Here is a 16300-nt window from a genome sequence, read left to right as displayed (position 1 = left end):
TGAGGTTATGATGAATCTTAATACCTTACGCTCCTCTGTCTGGTTACTGGCGGCTTTGCTGACCAGCCCTTCACTGATGGCGAACGATATGAACCCTACGATTCAACCCGCGACAGATCAGGCGGTGACGGATGAAGGGCTGCCTTCATTTTATCCGCAGCTTAAACAGCAGATGACCTACTCGGATTCCTGGCTATCTGGGAATTTTACGGATTTTAGCCAATGGCAATCCCAGTCGAGAAAAACGCTGCGTTCGCTACTCCTGACGCCGGATTCCACCAAAGACTTTGCCCCGCAGGCGATGGAAAAACAGGATCGCGGCAGCTATACAGCGGAGAAGGTCGCTTTCAACTTGACCGATGAAAGCCGCGTAGACGCGTTGCTCCTGACGCCAAAAAGTGCGGGGCCGCATCCTGCGGTAATCCTGCTGCACGATCACGGCGCGAAGTTTGATATCGGCAAAGAGAAGATGATCAAGCCGTGGGGCAATGACGCACAGCTCGATTCTGCACAGGCATGGGCTGATAAGTTTTTCACTGGCCGTTTTGTCGGAGATGAACTGGCTAAGCGGGGCTATGTGGTGCTGGCGGTCGATGCGCTAGGTTGGGGATCGCGCGGGCCGATCAAGTATGAGCAGCAGCAGGCGCTGGCGAGCAATTTCTTTAATCTGGGGCGCTCACTCGCGGGGCTGATGGCCTACGAAGACATGCGGGCGACGGACTTTCTGGCATCGCTTGAGCAGGTTGATAAACAACGCATCGGCGTCGTGGGTTTTTCAATGGGTGCCTATCGTGCCTGGCAGCTCGCGGCGCTGTCCGACAAGGTAGCAGCAACGGCAGCGGTGTCCTGGATTGGCACGTATGACGGTCTGATGACGCCGGGCAACAACGTGCTGAGAGGGCAGTCATCATTCTATATGCTGCATCCGGGGCAACCGACGCGCTTTGATTTCCCCGATGTGGCGAGCGTAGCTGCACCAAAACCGATGCTGTTATTTAACGGCGGCCAGGACAAACTGTTCCCGACGCAATCTGTTGAAGATGCTTACGCCAAAATGCACAAGGTGTGGCAATCACAGCGGGCAGACAGCAAGCTGCAAACCAAAATCTGGCCTGAGCTGGGGCACGTGTTCTATCAGGAACAGCAGGAAGAGGTGTTTCGCTTTCTGGACCAATGGCTAAAACCCTAGCCGGCAGCGCCTGAATTATAATAAGTTTTTTGATAACATCAGCTTACTGATGCATGACTCGCCTCTGCGTGCCGCGGCACTCAGAGGCTTTTTAATTTTACAGGGATGAAGTGATGAAGAAATATCTGGGTATTATCATGATGGCCTTATGGCTGTCGGGCTGTAACGGAGAAGAAACCCTGAGCGAGGGGAAATATCTGGTTGAAGATATCAGCGTAGTGTTTGATAACAGTAAAAATCCTGAAGCCAATAAAAACAGAGATAACCTTCAGGAACATATTACGCAAAACCTCAAAGGCATTAAAAACGATATCTATTTCAATCTGACGCCGACGCAGGTGAGTTACTATAACGTAGATGGTGAATATACCGAGGAGATAAAAGACAACCGTATACGCGTAAACGGTATGTGGCACACGCTAAACATCACCGGGAAAAACACGGTTACGTTCGTATCGGATAAAAGCGCTGCCTGTGCGTTTTATTATTGTGAAATCACCATGGTCTTGAAAAAGACGGAAGAACAGTCACCCGGTTTACTCAAAATCCAGCAGCGTTTTGAAGAACATAAAAAAGCCTATCAGGCGTGGCTTCTTGAAGAGAAAGCGGTATTTAATCGCGCGCCGATGGATGATTTCCCCGGTATCCCTTTTTATCCCGAAGAATATTTCACGATTAAGCTGCCGTTTAGCATGTACGACAAGCTGAGCCTACAAGAGCACGGGATGTATATTCGTAAGATGGGGCGTCTACTCATCGACCGGGAAAATAAAGACACGCAGATCTATTCCTATCGGGATAAGCAGAATAACACCGATTTTGACCTGTTTACCGTGAACGCGGCAAAAGAGGATTTTAATCTGACATCGTGGCTGGAGGGACAAAAGGGTGTGTTGTTCCAGTCGGAAAACGGCGCGGCATATGATAATCAACAGGGCAAATTGGAAGCCGTCTATTTTCAATATGATGAGGCTAAGCAATGCTACTTTATCGGGTTAGCGAATGCTGAGGACACCGTCGCGTTAGCCAACGCGTTTGCCGTACTGCGTACCATGGATGAACGTTACCGTGGCGAGCAGGCATTGTCGATGTACGACTTGGCATTATCTCAGCCAGAATTGGAAGCGAAGTATGGCGTAAAGATCGCTGATGAATTTAAGATCACAGAAATGCATCAGGCTATCTGGAAAGCACTCGAACAGCGCATGGAAAAGCCTGAGCGCTTTATTAAACGGAGCATGTCAAAAACGCGCATTAAAATACGGTTCCCGTCGGAAGTGTTTAAGTACGATGTTTATTTTACGATCTCTCCCCAATCGATTCCTGAACTCATGGCTGAAACCAAAGAGATCGTCCCCGAAGGTAAAGACGTTGATAACATTTTTATTTATGGCGACAGCGCGTTTGTCGGCTATGAATACGATGTGAATGTGGGAAGTGGACTCACATTACAATTTTTAGTCCCGAAAGATGCAGGCACGCCGCTGGAACGCCTGATGTTCCTGCATGTATTACGTCAGCTTGATGTGACGCGATTCCCGGCTATTTCCGCGCAAGAGAAAAAGAACCTGTTTACGTATGGCGAAGCGACGTCATTTAAAAACAACCTTGATAATCGCTACTTCAAGGTAGAAGAAGGTCTCATCGACAGCACGGGCAAGCTGATCGTCAAGAATCCTGATGATGGCTATTTCAATTTTGACTATCGCGCTCCCCATATACTGGCGACCCACTATAAATCAGAAGGGGAAGGGAATTACTCCAGAGTGCCGGGCGTGACGGTATTTGATGAAAAAGGGAAATGGCTTTCCCATCAGGCGGATTAAGCCGATCTGGCGGCGAGATGATTACCAGTATCGTACTGTCGATAATGAGGGTTATCGACAGCAACTCACATCCCAGCATCCCGCTAAAACCAGAATCTTGTTAAAACAGAATTTTGTTAAAACAGTGCCTTGTTAAAACAATAGCCCAAGCAAATAGCGTAGATCGCCGTCCTGCCGTAATGCGCAGCGATCGGTGATCTGGTTGCTGTCGAGATGCGCCAGAGAACCGATCGTTTGCCGCAGCTTGGCACGGAGATCGGTAGGGCGCGCCGAGGTTTCCTGACGTGTGGTGCGCTGGATTAGCGTGCTGCCGTTACGCAAGTGCAGCGTAACTTCATGAAAGCGCGCCTCTGGGTCAAGCTCATCAGGTGGCGCGGTTTCATCGGCGCGGCGTATGACGCGATTCGCCAGTGCGGCAATCGTGGTTTCAACCGGGGCTTCCGAGAAATGTGCCAGCTTTAGCTCCCCTTCTATCAGCGCCGCCGCAATTACATATTCCAGACTGAATCGCGCTTCTACGCCGTTGGTCGCGTTACGGATAAAGGGAGCAACATCGCCGCCCGGCGGGAAAGTCACCGTGATATGTTCGATGGCAGCAGCCAGATCGGCATCCGCACCATTCTGCTGATGCCACTGTTCCCGTAGGGCAAAAGCCGCTTCGGCTGCGCTGTGGGTGCCACCACAGGTTGGGTAGCGCTTGAATTCCAGACCGGGAGACAGTATGCGCCACGGCGCACCCCAGTTTTCAACCAGCAGCTCCGGCTGCTGTTTTTGATCGCCGTGCGCGGCAAGAAAGGCGTCAATCACCTGCTGTTCGTTGCCCTCGAAGCCCGCTAAGCCCAGCTTGACGGCGGTTAGCCCCGCTCTGGCTGAAAGCCCGGCATGTAGCGGTTTGACCGCTGAGCCAAACTGCGCCCGCAGCCCTGCGGCCTGTGTGGCAGCCAGACCAAGAATGGTCTGCGTCTGTTCTACCGAAGCACCAGACAGACGTGCAGCAGCGGCAGCGGCGGCGATAGCGCCGAGCGTCGCCGTGTTGTGGTAGCCGAGGCTGTAATGACGCGGGCCGCATGCCAGCCCGATTCTGCCTGCGGCTTCCACGCCGATCACATACGCCGTCAAAAACGCCTCTTCCGTGACGGAGGAATCTTCTGCCGCCAGAGCAAACAGGGCAGGCAGAATGACGGTGCTGGGGTGGCCGCGAAACGCCGGATGGTAATCGTCAAAATCCAATACGTGACCGGCATAACCCAGAATCAGGCTACGCGTCAGGCTGTCCGTACCGCTGAAGACCTGCTTTAACGGCGCAAGCCCGCTATCGGCAATCGCACCCTGTACGATGGGAAGTGCGGTGGAAACGAAGTCAGTCACCCCGTTACGGGCGGCATCAATCGCTTCCTGATTAGGTTCGCTATGGATGATGTGGCGGGCAAGCGTTGCGGTGATATCAGTCTGATTGGTCATGGATAGTCATGTGCTGGCAGAAAAACACTAATTTACTGCGCATCGCTGAAGAGCGATTAATAACCAAATGGAATAAAAAATTCCATTTGGTTATTAGTGATTGAGAATCAGAAGCGGTCTTTTAGCTGTCCCGGAGTGATACCGAACGCACGGCGCAGGGCGGTGGCAAAGTTGGCGGGGCTGTTGTAACCGGCGATGCTGGCGGCTTGCGCAATACCGATGCCGTCTTTCTGCAAGGCCAGCATAGCGCGCTGTAAACGGCAGTTACGCAGGTATTCAAACACGCTCATATTGAACGTCTGACGAAAATGGCGCTGTAGCGTGCTTTCACTCATGTTGACGCTTTTAGCGATTTCACTCATCGAAAGCTGGTCGGCGCTGCCGCTTTCCAGCATATCTCTGACCTGTTGAATGCGATGGTAGCTGCGCAGGGTAACACCGCTACTTTTCTCTTGCGCGACACTGGCGGTCAATGAGGTAAACGCCTCTATAATCAGGCTCATACACTGCATTTCCAGATAAAGGCGCTGGAGCGGCGTTTGGCAAGGTTCGGCATCCAGCGTTTGTAAAGCAATCGCCAGCGCCTGCCGGGACGGTGTCCACAGGTGTGTCGCCAGATGCGTCTGCGTGAAATCGTGGATAGCCTGCCAGTCGCCAACGGTGTCCATCATATTGCCGTACAGCCATTCCCTGTCGAACGTCAGCGTAATCGTTCGCTCAAATTCATCACGCTTGCCGATGCGGGTAAACATCGTCGGCTCCGTCAGCGCAATCAGCGAGGCGGGCTGCTTCTCTCCCAGATGCAGTTCCTGATGACCAAATGAGATGTGCGCATTGCCGCTCACTACGATGGCCAGCTTGATGGCACCATCCAGCAGGTTTTGGGTTTTCATGTTGTGGCGATTAATCACATCCGCGGTATGCAGGATCAGATGGGGATTGAGCTGTACGACAGTGAACGACCCGAATAGCACCGGCGTGTTATCGATCAACCGAGGGCCGATAAACCGGTAATTATTCGCGACCAGACTCGATTGCTGAACGATGTGATCTTTATAGATCGGCTTTGATGACTGAGTGAAGCTGCGCACGTGATTACCTACCTGATTAAACCCTTCGACCTGCGCCTTCCATTTTGATGCTTTGGCAAAACATTTTGCTGCTATAGCAAACCCCGTCCTGAATGACAAATGTAACAATGACCGCGCCAAAATGGTAATGCAAATACTTCTCAATAGCATTTTTCGTTGAGGACATCACATTGCACGATAAATGCATTTTCCATTTCCGGCAATGCGGAGAAAAGGGCTGATTGATTACACACAGCATTTCATAACAACACGACGTGATGCCGTTGGCATGACGCTTCTCCCCGATAACCGCCACGTTTGCGCGTTTTATCTCCGCCGTTATTCAGCGTTTTTGCTGATTGTCGTTAGGTGTCGCTGTACCGGCTGCGATGTTGATCCTTTTTCAGGCTACTTACTCATTTCTTACAGGGCAGGATAATTTTGATGAAACTACCACAATCGCGTCGTTATCTGGCGACGCTCATTGGCGTTAGCTGCGGGATGACGTCGTTTCTGAGCGCTGCGCAGACCTCGCCTTCAACAGAACCTGCCCCTCAGGTGCAGAATCAGGCCGAAAGTAAAGCATCGGGCGATACGATGGTGGTGACGGCCGCTGAGCAAACCCGTCAGGCTCCGGGTGTGTCGGTGATTACGGCTGAAGATATCAGCAAACGTCCGCCCGCTAACGATCTGTCCGATCTGATTCGCACTATGCCGGGCGTCAATCTGTCCGGTAACTCAACCAGCGGCCAGCGCGGTAACAACCGCCAGATCGATATCCGCGGTATGGGACCGGAAAATACGCTGATTCTGGTGGATGGCAAGCCCGTGTCGAGCCGTACAGCCGTGCGTTACGGCTGGCGCGGCGAGCGTGATACTCGCGGTGATACCAACTGGGTGCCTGCCGATATGGTCGAGCGCATTGAAGTGCTGCGTGGCCCAGCCGCGGCGCGCTATGGTAACGGTGCGGCGGGCGGTGTGGTTAACATCATCACCAAACAGCCGACGCAAGAATGGCACGGCACCTGGAATACCTTCCTGAACGCGCCAGAGCATAGTTCAGAAGGCGCAACCAAGCGTACCGATTTCAGCCTGATGGGCGGCCTGACCGACAGCCTGAGCTTCCGTCTGTACGGCAATCTGAACAAAACCCAAGCTGATGCGCGCGATATTAACCAGGGGCATCAGTCCGCACGTGCGGGTAATCAATCAGCTTCACTGCCTTCCGGGCGCGAAGGGGTACGTAATAAAGACATCAATGGCCTGTTGCGCTGGGATATGACCGAGCAGCAGTCGCTGGAATTCGAAGCGGGTTCCAGCCGTCAGGGCAATATCTATGCGGGCGATTCGCAAAATACCAACACCAACCCGCTTGTCGTGAGTAATTATGGCAAGGAAACCAACCGCATGTACCGCCAGAACTTTGCGGTCACACATCGCGGCTACTGGGACAGCGGCGTCAGTTCTACGTCGTACCTGCAATACGAACGTACGCACAATACCCGTATCCTTGAGGGACTGTCTGGTGGTTTAGAAGGGATTTTTGATACCACTAATCCGAACCAATATGGCACGATAAAACTGGATAATTTCACTGCGCACAATGAAGTGAATCTTCCGCTTAATCTCTGGGTCGAGCAGGTGCTCACGTTCGGGGTCGAGTGGAACGAGCAGAAGATGACGGATCCAGTGTCGAACATGCAGACGACGACCGAAGCCGGCAGTGTGGGTTCGCTGAGCAGCAGTGGCCGCAGTGAGAAATCCGCCGCTCGTCTGGCTTCCGCTTTCGTGGAAGATAACGTCCAACTGACGGACAGTACCATGTTGACGCCGGCGTTACGTGTCGATCATCACAGCACGGCAGGCACCAACTGGAGCCCGTCGCTCAACCTGTCGCAGGAGCTGGGTGATGATTATACGCTGAAGTTAGGTATCGCCCGTGCTTACAAAGCGCCGAACTTGTACCAGACTAACGAGAATTATCTCCTCTATAGCCGTGGACAGGGCTGTGCTGGCGGCACATCTTGCTACCTGATCGGCAATGAAGACCTGAAGGCGGAAACCAGCCTGAATAAAGAGATCGGTCTGGAGTTTCACCGTGATGGGTTGATCGCGGGCATAACCTACTTCCATAACGATTATCGCAACAAGATTGAAGCGGGCAACAATGTCATCGGTAAAGCGGTGGGCGGAACCAATGCCCAATATGCTAATGCCAATATCTTCCAATGGGGCAATGTACCGAAAGCGGTTATTCAGGGGCTGGAAGGTAACCTGACCGTTCCTGTCACGGAAAGCATCAACTGGCGTAACAACCTGACCTGGATGCTGGAATCGAAGAATAAAACCACGGGCGATTATCTGTCGATTACGCCGGAGTTTACCCTGAATTCATCAGTGGACTGGCAGGCAACGGAAAACCTTTCCTTCCTGGCCGATGTGACCTGGTATGGTCGCCAGAAGCCGAAGAAATATAACTACAAAGGTGAGCGTGTAACGGGTAGCGCAACCAATGAGTTAAGTCCTTATGCGCTGTTCGGGTTAAGCAGTACCTATAAGTTTAACAAGAACCTGAGCGTGACCGGTGGTGTCGATAACCTGTTTGATAAACGCCTGTTCCGCGCGGGTAATGCACAGGATGTGGTGAACAATAACGTGGTTACCATCGCGGGTGCCGGTGCGGCAACCTATAACGAACCGGGACGGACTTTCTTTGTTAGCGTGAATACGTCGTTCTAAGTGTTATATCCGTCATACTGAATCGCGAACGCCACGGTGCCATTGTGCCGTGGCGTTTTTTTATTGCGCCATGCCTGGCCGCCACCCTGCGGGTCGTTGCCGCTATCAGGGACAGAAAATGCCTTTTAAGGTGGCGACGATTTTTTCCACGTCCTGATTTTCGATGCGGTAGTACAGCGTTTGTGATTCGCGCCGATAGCTAATCAACCCTTCTTCACGCATTTTTGCCAGATGCTGCGATAGGGCGGACTGACTCAGCGGGATGTGTTCAAGCAGCGCACCCACCGACATTTCACCGTGCTCGATAAGCAGGCAAAGCACCAGTAGCCTGTTCTCGTTGCCAATCGCGCGCAGCATAGCCGCTGCTTTTGCGGCACCGTCCTGCATGAATTCTCGATCCGAATTGCTTAACGCCATGTTCCTGCCATCCTGCGTAACTGACTAATTTAGTGATGCCTAATATATTGAGCTTATCATACCCTGGGATTCGAGCGAGGATAATGACTGACATCGATAAAACAGCTTATAACGGAGCCTGCGCGATGTGACATGCGGTTTACAATAGAGGCGTTCCTCCATAGAATAGCGCGACATCCTTTCCTGAATCTGCTGCTGCAGGAAAAACAACCTTCTCTCCGAAATGGGAGGAGCGACTTTTTGTTTTTCTAGGTAGCACCATGTCTACATTTACTCGCTTACAAAAACGTTTATCTCGTTTGGGGATAGACACCGATTACCAACATTCTATTTATCATCTCCGCAGGCAGCATGCAGAAGCGCAGGTTCTGTTGCCGGACACGTTGCCGCTGGAAGAAAAGGCGGTTCAGCAACTGCTGGATTTCGCCTCGGTACATCTGCCGGGCAGCGATGCACGTGTCTGCGCCTCGCGAGATACTTCGACCTTCCAGTCTGGGCACGGTAGGGTCGGGTAACCATTTCGTTGAGCTGCAAATTGTCGATGCCGTGTTGGACAGGCACGCGGCGTATCAGGCTGGCGTGCAGGAAGGCGAAGTTGTGGTGATGATTCACACCGGTTCACGGGACGTGGGTTTTTATGTCGGCCAGCGTGGGATCGATAAAGCGCGAGCCTGTTGGCCTGCGGGAGAAAAATATCCGGCGTCCGGCCTGTTTGGTCTGGTTGATGAGCAGGCGACGGAGTATATGGAAGCTATGGGCGTCGCCGCACGCTATGCGTGGATCAACCGGATCGTGCTGACTGAACTGATTCGCTCTTCCTGGAAGCAAGTGTTTACGCATGATGCCAGCAAGCTGGTGGTCGATCTGTCGCATAACATTATTCTGCCGGAGCACGGAATGAACCTGCATCGTAAAGGCGCGACGCCGGCTAAAGCCGGAGAATTTGCGCTGATTCCTGGTTCAATGGGCGATTACTCTTATCTCGTTACAGGAAAGGGAAATCCCGATTGGCTGTGGTCGTGTTCACACGGCGCGGGGCGTGCCGAACGTCGGCAAAGTATGCGTAACAAGGTTGAGACGGCGAAGCAAGCAGACACGTTGCCTTGGCAATGCATCACGCTGAAAGACGAACGACTGCGGGAAGAAGCGCCAGCGGCCTATAAACCGGTTACGCCTGTGATTGATATTCAGGCGCAGTCAGGGCTGATTCAACCCGTAGCACGGCTGCGCCCGTGGCTGACGTTTAAGGCCTGATATGACCCGCTCTAGCGGGAATTGATGCGCTATTCTTTGTACTAAAAATAACGACCCAATCGGCAAGCTGTCGATTGGGTCGTGTGTTCTTCGGTGCCGGAGTCCGTTCGTCAGGCCTCTTTCAGAGGAATAAACGCAGCAAATTAGGGCTTTTGTTTGATGACGTTATTGGCACCGCTGGAAGAGAGCTTTGGTTCTGTTCCTCCCCATGAGAGGCGGTTGCTGATGCCATTGAAGGAAACAACGGCGGGGCCTTTAAAATCCAGATCGAGATGATGTTCCGTACCTGTCACATTCACTTTTGCGGGTTTATCCTCGGCAAAGATGTGCGTGCGGATGGTGTTTTTATACGCGGCGACGGTCAGGTCACCCGTAGATTGACCTGTGGCGGCAATCTCTGCACCGGTCACGGTAAGCGATGTCGCGGTATCGAATGTGATGTTGTGCTCAGAGCCCGCGACGGAAATCGTGGCACATTTGCCCGTCAGTACGATGTTGTTGCCGTTGCCTGAAATATTGACATCATTGCCATTACAAGGAATATCGCGGGTTAAACCGATACCCTCCAGCTCGATAGGGGCGGCATAGACGGATGCGGTGAACGCAAAAGCAGAGACGAAAACCATTGGCAGATATCGTGTTATCTTCATGGCGTTTTTTCCTGTTATCAAAGAGGTCATCCGGCAATCGTTGCCGTAAAGGCACCTATCATCTGTTAACACTTTTCCCGACTCTATTGCGAACATTCTGATTATCGCTACGCCATCAAACGATGATTAATCGCGCTATGTTGTTAAAAACCTACCTATTATGTGGTTAACTCAGCATAGTTAGTGTGCGCCGTCAGGGACATGCTATTCTGCTGATGTCGGCATTTTTTAGTGATAGTGAAATTGGGCACATAGCATAGTTGAATAAAAATTAATGTTGCTATTATGTGAACGAATTAACAATCAATTCAAATCCTGATATGCTGACGAGGCTGGACCGGACACTCTACTACCTTACATCCACACGCTGGCACCCAGGCATGGACACCACAAGCGGGAACAAGAGCGCCGGGCATAATGAAGACAATGAGAGCGAGGAGAACGTCGTGCTAGAAGAATATCGTAAGCACGTAGCCGACCGGGCTGCGCAGGGGATTGTTCCTAAACCGTTAGATGCCACGCAGATGGCCGCGCTGGTTGAGTCACTCAAGAATCCCCCGGCGGGCGAAGAAGAAGTATTGCTTGACCTGCTGATTAACCGTGTCCCCCCCGGCGTTGATGAAGCCGCCTACGTGAAGGCCGGTTTTCTGGCTGCCGTCGCTAAAGGCGAAGCCATTTCCCCATTGGTCACCCAGGAAAAAGCGATCGAGCTGCTGGGCACCATGCAAGGGGGCTACAACATTCATCCGCTGATTGATGCGTTAGACAACGACAAGCTGGCACCGATCGCCGCCGAAGCGCTGTCCCACACGCTGCTGATGTTTGATAACTTCTACGATGTAGAAGAAAAGGCGAAAGCAGGCAATGCGCACGCCAAGAAAGTGATTCAATCCTGGGCTGATGCCGAGTGGTTCCTGTCCCGCCCGAAACTGGCGGAAAAAATTACCGTTACCGTTTTTAAAGTCACCGGTGAAACCAACACGGATGACTTGTCTCCGGCACCTGATGCCTGGTCACGCCCTGACATCCCGCTGCACGCGCTGGCGATGCTGAAAAACGCCCGTGAAGGTATCGATCCCGATCAACCTGGCGCCGTGGGCCCGATCAAACAGATCGAAGAACTGAATAAGAAAGGCTTCCCGCTGGCTTACGTCGGTGACGTTGTCGGTACCGGTTCGTCGCGTAAATCGGCAACCAACTCCGTACTGTGGTTCATGGGCGAAGATATTCCTTATGTCCCGAACAAACGCGGTGGTGGTGTGGTGCTGGGCGGTAAGATCGCCCCGATCTTCTTCAACACCATGGAAGATGCCGGTGCGCTGCCGATCGAAGTTGATGTGAACGATCTGAATATGGGCGATGTGATTGATATCTACCCGTATGAAGGTGAAGTACGTCGTCATGATACCAATGAAGTGCTGGCGACCTTCGCGCTGAAGACTGACGTCTTACTGGATGAAGTCCGCGCCGGTGGCCGTATTCCGCTGATTATCGGTCGTGGACTGACGTCCAAGGCGCGCGAATCACTGGGCTTGCCGCACAGCGATGTCTTCCGTATTTCCAAAGCGGTTGAAGTCAGCAAAAAAGGCTTCTCGCTGGCGCAGAAAATGGTGGGGCGTGCCTGTGGCGTTGCGGGTATTCGCCCTGACGAGTACTGCGAACCGAAGATGACGTCTGTCGGTTCACAGGACACCACCGGGCCAATGACCCGTGATGAGCTGAAAGATCTGGCCTGTCTGGGCTTCTCCGCCGATCTGGTGATGCAGTCATTCTGTCACACTGCGGCCTATCCGAAGCCGGTTGACGTGACCACGCACCACACGCTGCCTGATTTCATCATGAACCGTGGCGGCGTCTCACTGCGTCCTGGCGATGGTGTTATCCACTCCTGGCTGAACCGTATGCTGCTGCCGGATACCGTCGGTACGGGCGGTGACTCACACACCCGTTTCCCAATCGGTATCTCTTTCCCTGCGGGCTCCGGTCTGGTGGCGTTTGCCGCCGCGACGGGCGTGATGCCGCTGGATATGCCGGAATCCGTTCTGGTGCGTTTCAAAGGGAAAATGCAGCCGGGCATTACTCTGCGCGATCTGGTTCACGCCATTCCGCTGTACGCCATCAAGCAAGGCCTGCTGACCGTTGAGAAGAAAGGCAAGAAGAACATCTTCTCTGGCCGTATTCTGGAAATCGAAGGTCTGCCAGATCTGAAAGTCGAGCAGGCGTTTGAACTGACCGACGCCTCGGCGGAACGTTCTGCGGCTGGCTGTACGATCAAGCTGGATAAAGCGCCGATCATTGAGTATCTGAACTCCAACATCGTGCTGTTGAAGTGGATGATCTCCGAAGGCTACGGCGATCGCCGTACGCTGGAGCGCCGTATTCAGGGCATGGAAAAATGGTTGGCCGATCCACAACTGCTGGAAGCGGATGCCGATGCCGAGTACGCCGCGGTGATCGACATCGATCTGGCTGACATCAAAGAGCCGATCCTGTGTGCGCCGAACGATCCAGACGATGCGCGCTGGCTGTCTGACGTGCAGGGCGAGAAGATTGATGAAGTCTTCATCGGTTCCTGTATGACTAACATCGGGCACTTCCGTGCGGCAGGTAAACTGCTGGATAGCCACAAAGGCCAACTGCCGACCCGCCTGTGGGTTGCGCCGCCGACCAAGATGGATGCGGCACAGCTGACGGAAGAAGGGTACTACAGCGTGTTTGGTAAGAGCGGCGCGCGTATCGAGATCCCTGGCTGTTCGCTGTGTATGGGTAACCAGGCGCGCGTAGCGGATGGTGCAACGGTCGTTTCCACGTCGACGCGTAACTTCCCGAACCGTTTGGGAACCGGTGCCAACGTGTATCTGGCGTCTGCTGAGCTGGCTGCGGTAGCTTCTCTGCTGGGTCGCCTGCCGACGTCAGAAGAGTACCAGACCTACATGTCTCAGGTGGATAAAACCGCGCAGGACACCTATCGCTATCTGAATTTTGACCAGTTAGGTCAATATACCGAGAAAGCCGACGGCGTGATCTTCCAGACGACTGTCTAACTCGCTATAGTTCGCATCTCTACACCGAAGGAGGCCTTGTGCCTCCTTTTTTTCTGCCTGTTTTACGCGTCATACCTCACGTTGCCTGTGCATTGGCGGTTGGCATCGTGCCTTTGCAGTATGAAAGGTGAAGGTGCATCACGACGATAGGGCGCAGAGGTGACTAAACTGAACAAAAGAAACATCACAGTGAGGATGGCATCATGGACTATGAATTTTTGCGGGATGTGACGGGTCAGGTCATCGTTCGTATGTCGATGGGACATGAAGCGATCGGACACTGGTTCAATGAAGAAGTGAAAGGCCAACTGACGATCTTGACTGACGTCGAAGACGCTGCGCGTTCCGTCGCAGGCAGCGAACGGCAGTGGCGGCGCGTGGGCCATGAATACACGCTGTCGCTGGATGAAGAAGAAGTGATGGTGCAGGCAAATCAGCTGTCTTTCACCACGGATGAGCTGGAAGAAGGCATGAGTTATTACGACGAAGAGAGCCTGTCTTTATGCGGTCTGGATGATTTTCTGACGCTGGTGGAAAAATACCGCGAGTTCGTCCTGCATTGATGCTTTTTGGCAAAACGACCGCATGTGGCAATGCGATCGTGTTGAGAACACAGTTATGTTGGACACACCACCCGACAGGCGGGTGATGTTTTGCCATCAGTTAGCCAAGATCGGCATGGCCGAAACGTGTCTGCCAGTCATGATCGAACCGGTTAAGCGCATCGTCAACCGCAGGGTCCTGCAGGAACAGCTCGGCAACGGCAGGATCGACGGTAATCGCCCGACACCCCGCCAGTAAACAGTCCAGCACCTGACGCGGTGTGCGAAAGCTGGCTGCCAGCACCTGAGTCTGCGGGCTGTGCAGGTTAATCAGGGTTTGCAGCTCTTTCACGAGTGCAATCCCATCGCCACCCTGTGCATCGATGCGGTTGACGTAAGGCGCGATATAGCGAGCGCCAGCCAGAGCGGCATAAAACCCTTGTCCCGCACCGTAGACGGCTGTGCCGAGGGTGGGGATATCCAGCGCCGTCAATTGCCTGATGGCACTCAAACCCGCATGCGTCACTGGCACTTTGACGACCAGAGAAGGAATCACCTCTCTGAGCTTCAATGCCTCTTCCACCATCACATCAGGATCGCGCGACATCACCTGAGCAAACAGCTGTCCTTCCGTGCCGATAATGGCCTGCATATCCCGCAGCACGCTGTAAATATCTGATTTTCCGCGTGCGACAATGCTCGGATTGGTGGTCACGCCTTTAATCGGCAACACGCCAGCGAGTCGTTCTACTGCGGCGACATCCGCCGTATCTAAATAGAATTCCATCATTTCCCCCGTTAACTAAAATCGGTCTGTTGGATGACATTCATCAATGCGGGCTTAGCGCACGATAATGCCCAACAGAATTCCCACCGCGCCGAAATCGGAATCGCTGAACGTGGTGTTTGCCAGTCCAATACTGCCCAACACCGGCAGCAGGAAAACAGGCAGGAAGGTAATCAGCAGTCCGTTGGCAAAAGAACCTAGAATCGCACCGCGACGTCCGCCGGTGGCGTTACCGAAAACGCCAGCCGCTGCGCCGACGAAGAAGTGCGGCACCACGCCGGGAATGATCACCGTTAATCCCATCAGGTAAAGCAGGACCATACCGATCACCCCAGCGGCAAAGCTGCTCAGGAAGCCGACAAGAACGGCATTCGGGGCATACGGGAAGACAACGGGGCAATCTAATGCCGGTTTAGCGTTGGGAACCAGTTTGTCAGAAATGCCTTTAAACGCAGGCACGATTTCCGCAATCACCATCCGCACGCCTTGCAGCACGATATACACGCCAGCGGCAAAGGTAATGGATTGGATCAGCGAAAACATGAACCAGTTTTTCCCACCGGCGTTCATCGTTTTCACTGCTTCTGGGCCGGCAAACAGACAGGTGAAAATGAAGATGAAAAACATGGTAAAGGCGATGGCAACCGGCGTATCACGCAGGAACAGCAGACTCTTTGGTACTTCCATGTCCTCTGTTGATTTCTCTTTATTACCAAACTTGCTGCCGATAAACGCTGACAGCAGCTGTGATATTGCAGAGAAGTGACCAAAGGCGACGTCATCCGAGCCTGTGACTTTCTTCATATAGGGGTGAATAATGGCAGGGAACAGCACCATTGATACCCCAACGACCAGCGACCCAACGGTAATCAGCATCACCCCTTTCATGCCCGCAGTCGCTAGAATCACCGCAACCATCATCGACATAAACAGCGTGTGGTGGCCGGTCAGGAAAATGTATTTCCACGGCGTAAAGCGTGCGATCGCGATATTAATGACCATCGCAAAGAACATGATCATGGCCATCTCGGTGCCGAAGTTCTTCTGTGCTACCGCGACAATGGCTTCATTGTTCGGCACCACACCGGCGATACCAAACGCATGGTGGAAAATCTGGGCGAAATCGCCCAGTGAGGACACGATCAGGCTCGCGCCCGCCCCGAGGATCAGGAAGCCCATTACGGTTTTCACCGTTCCCTTGATGCATTCCGTAGCCGGTTTTTTCTGTGCAATCAGGCCGATAAGCGCAATCAAACCGACCAATATGGACGGCTCAGACAGCACATCACTCATTAAAAAACGGAAGAATTCCATTTTTGAT

At 53.0% G+C, this 16300-nt stretch carries 13 protein-coding genes; 7 read left to right on the top strand and 6 right to left on the bottom strand.

All coding sequences use genetic code 11. The features are described from left to right. Window positions 1-10: 10 nt before the first annotated feature. On the top strand, window positions 11-1189 hold the full coding sequence (locus tag H4F65_RS18860; protein WP_010681488.1) for a dienelactone hydrolase family protein: 1179 nt from the start codon (window positions 11-13) through the stop codon (window positions 1187-1189). A 113-nt stretch (window positions 1190-1302) separates the two neighbouring features. Further along, the gene (locus H4F65_RS18855) at window positions 1303-3015 is read left to right on the top strand and encodes a hypothetical protein (protein WP_010681487.1); all 1713 of its coding nucleotides are present in this window, start codon (window positions 1303-1305) and stop codon (window positions 3013-3015) included. A gap of 132 nt (window positions 3016-3147) precedes the next feature. Here H4F65_RS18855 and H4F65_RS18850 read toward each other — a convergent pair whose 3' ends face one another. Together H4F65_RS18850 and H4F65_RS18845 are read right to left on the bottom strand one after the other, a co-directional pair. Continuing rightward, complete coding sequence (locus H4F65_RS18850) at window positions 3148-4476, bottom strand: MmgE/PrpD family protein (protein ID WP_010681486.1); 1329 nt, start codon at window positions 4474-4476, stop codon at window positions 3148-3150. Between the two features lie 107 nt (window positions 4477-4583). Next, a complete protein-coding gene (locus H4F65_RS18845; protein WP_010681485.1) occupies window positions 4584-5567 on the bottom strand; it encodes a helix-turn-helix transcriptional regulator in 984 nt (327 codons plus the stop codon). Window positions 5568-5990: 423 nt separating this feature from the next. Between H4F65_RS18845 and H4F65_RS18840 the strand changes: the two genes are divergently transcribed. After that, window positions 5991-8285, top strand: a complete 2295-nt coding sequence (locus H4F65_RS18840) for a TonB-dependent siderophore receptor (protein ID WP_010681484.1) — start codon at window positions 5991-5993, stop codon at window positions 8283-8285. Between the two features lie 105 nt (window positions 8286-8390). Here the strand turns inward: H4F65_RS18840 and H4F65_RS18835 are convergent, their stop codons facing one another. After that, on the bottom strand, window positions 8391-8702 hold the full coding sequence (locus H4F65_RS18835) for an ArsR/SmtB family transcription factor (RefSeq protein WP_039319062.1): 312 nt from the start codon (window positions 8700-8702) through the stop codon (window positions 8391-8393). Between the two features lie 260 nt (window positions 8703-8962). Between H4F65_RS18835 and H4F65_RS21960 the strand changes: the two genes are divergently transcribed. Next, window positions 8963-9217 carry a hypothetical protein gene (locus H4F65_RS21960; protein ID WP_236146218.1) on the top strand — a complete coding sequence of 85 codons (255 nt, stop codon included), beginning with the start codon at window positions 8963-8965 and terminating at the stop codon, window positions 9215-9217. Then, entirely contained in the window at window positions 9159-9956 is a 798-nt protein-coding gene (locus H4F65_RS18830; RefSeq protein ID WP_236146219.1) for an RtcB family protein, read from the top strand. The genes H4F65_RS21960 and H4F65_RS18830 overlap by 59 nt, the downstream gene beginning before the upstream one ends. Before the next feature lie 143 nt (window positions 9957-10099). On the opposite strand, the gene H4F65_RS18825 is transcribed toward H4F65_RS18830, so the two are convergent. After that, window positions 10100-10606, bottom strand: coding sequence for a DUF3060 domain-containing protein (locus H4F65_RS18825; RefSeq protein ID WP_010286837.1), 507 nt, complete (start codon window positions 10604-10606; stop codon window positions 10100-10102). Window positions 10607-11052: 446 nt separating this feature from the next. Here H4F65_RS18825 and acnB point away from each other — a divergent pair, with 446 nt between their 5' ends. Both acnB and yacL read left to right on the top strand, forming a co-directional pair. Further along, a complete protein-coding gene (acnB, locus tag H4F65_RS18820) occupies window positions 11053-13650 on the top strand; it encodes a bifunctional aconitate hydratase 2/2-methylisocitrate dehydratase (RefSeq protein ID WP_010286834.1) in 2598 nt (865 codons plus the stop codon). Between the two features lie 203 nt (window positions 13651-13853). Continuing rightward, window positions 13854-14213, top strand: coding sequence for a protein YacL (yacL, locus tag H4F65_RS18815; RefSeq protein ID WP_010286830.1), 360 nt, complete (start codon window positions 13854-13856; stop codon window positions 14211-14213). A gap of 100 nt (window positions 14214-14313) precedes the next feature. On the opposite strand, the gene fsa is transcribed toward yacL, so the two are convergent. Together fsa and H4F65_RS18805 are read right to left on the bottom strand one after the other, a co-directional pair. Next, entirely contained in the window at window positions 14314-14979 is a 666-nt protein-coding gene (fsa, locus tag H4F65_RS18810; RefSeq protein ID WP_010286827.1) for a fructose-6-phosphate aldolase, read from the bottom strand. Window positions 14980-15033: 54 nt separating this feature from the next. Beyond that, complete coding sequence (locus tag H4F65_RS18805) at window positions 15034-16293, bottom strand: PTS ascorbate transporter subunit IIC (RefSeq protein WP_010286825.1); 1260 nt, start codon at window positions 16291-16293, stop codon at window positions 15034-15036. Window positions 16294-16300: the final 7 nt, after the last annotated feature.

It is taken from the genome of Pectobacterium brasiliense (assembly GCF_016950255.1).
GTDB classification, from domain to species: domain Bacteria; phylum Pseudomonadota; class Gammaproteobacteria; order Enterobacterales; family Enterobacteriaceae; genus Pectobacterium; species Pectobacterium brasiliense.
This window is presented reverse-complemented; position numbering and strand designations above follow the sequence as displayed.

What these genes read in the sequence shown, in the direction of transcription:
- H4F65_RS18835 (WP_039319062.1), bottom strand. Translation starts at nt 8,702, where the DNA reads ATGGCGTTAAGCAATTCGGATCGAGAATTCATGCAGGACGGTGCCGCA.
- yacL (WP_010286830.1), top strand. Translation starts at nt 13,854, where the DNA reads ATGGACTATGAATTTTTGCGGGATGTGACGGGTCAGGTCATCGTTCGT.
- fsa (WP_010286827.1), bottom strand. Translation starts at nt 14,979, where the DNA reads ATGGAATTCTATTTAGATACGGCGGATGTCGCCGCAGTAGAACGACTC.
- H4F65_RS18855 (WP_010681487.1), top strand. Translation starts at nt 1,303, where the DNA reads ATGAAGAAATATCTGGGTATTATCATGATGGCCTTATGGCTGTCGGGC.
- H4F65_RS18825 (WP_010286837.1), bottom strand. Translation starts at nt 10,606, where the DNA reads ATGAAGATAACACGATATCTGCCAATGGTTTTCGTCTCTGCTTTTGCG.
- H4F65_RS18805 (WP_010286825.1), bottom strand. Translation starts at nt 16,293, where the DNA reads ATGGAATTCTTCCGTTTTTTAATGAGTGATGTGCTGTCTGAGCCGTCC.
- H4F65_RS18840 (WP_010681484.1), top strand. Translation starts at nt 5,991, where the DNA reads ATGAAACTACCACAATCGCGTCGTTATCTGGCGACGCTCATTGGCGTT.
- H4F65_RS18860 (WP_010681488.1), top strand. Translation starts at nt 11, where the DNA reads ATGAATCTTAATACCTTACGCTCCTCTGTCTGGTTACTGGCGGCTTTG.
- H4F65_RS21960 (WP_236146218.1), top strand. Translation starts at nt 8,963, where the DNA reads ATGTCTACATTTACTCGCTTACAAAAACGTTTATCTCGTTTGGGGATA.
- H4F65_RS18850 (WP_010681486.1), bottom strand. Translation starts at nt 4,476, where the DNA reads ATGACCAATCAGACTGATATCACCGCAACGCTTGCCCGCCACATCATC.